The sequence below is a fragment of the Alcanivorax sp. HI0083 genome, from assembly GCF_001635175.1.
The window spans coordinates 1-501 of the sequence record NZ_LWFX01001682.1 but is presented as its reverse complement, the minus strand read 5'-3'; the positions used below and the strand labels follow the sequence as shown (position 1 = coordinate 501).

Here is a 501-nt window from a genome sequence, read left to right as displayed (position 1 = left end):
CCCACCGCCGCACCGTTGATAGCGCCGATCACCGGCTTGCGGCAATTGTAGATGGCCAATGACAACTCGCCGCCGGAATCGCGGATAGTCTCCAGCGGCGGATTCATCCCTTCTGCGTCGTCATAACCGAACAGGTGGCCGCCATCTTCCGGCTGCATTTCCATGCCGGCACAGAAAACCTTGCCCGCGCCGGTGACAATCACCGCACGGATGTCATCGTTGCGGTCCGCCTCTGCCAGCGCATGCACCAGCTCGTCTTTCATGCGCAAGGTAAACGCATTGAGCCGGTCCGGGCGATTGAGGGTGATGGTTAGCATCTGCTCGCTCAGATCGGTCTTGATGTCCTGATAATCCATGGTCACTCCACAGGGGTTGTGCGGTTTTCAGCAGGTATCGACAGGGACACTACCTGCACGGTTTGACCCCGAGCATACCCCGACGGCAGGGCGTCGAACATGGCACGAAGTGTCCGGTTGAGGTGGGGCTGATCGTAAAAGCCGG

At 59.7% G+C, this 501-nt stretch carries 1 protein-coding gene; it reads right to left on the bottom strand.

Translation table 11 applies throughout. The features are described from left to right. Positions 1-356: enoyl-CoA hydratase-related protein (locus A3754_RS24585; RefSeq protein ID WP_197468848.1), on the bottom strand; the 356-nt coding region annotated here is incomplete at its 3' end. Between the last annotated feature and the right edge of the window lie 145 nt (positions 357-501).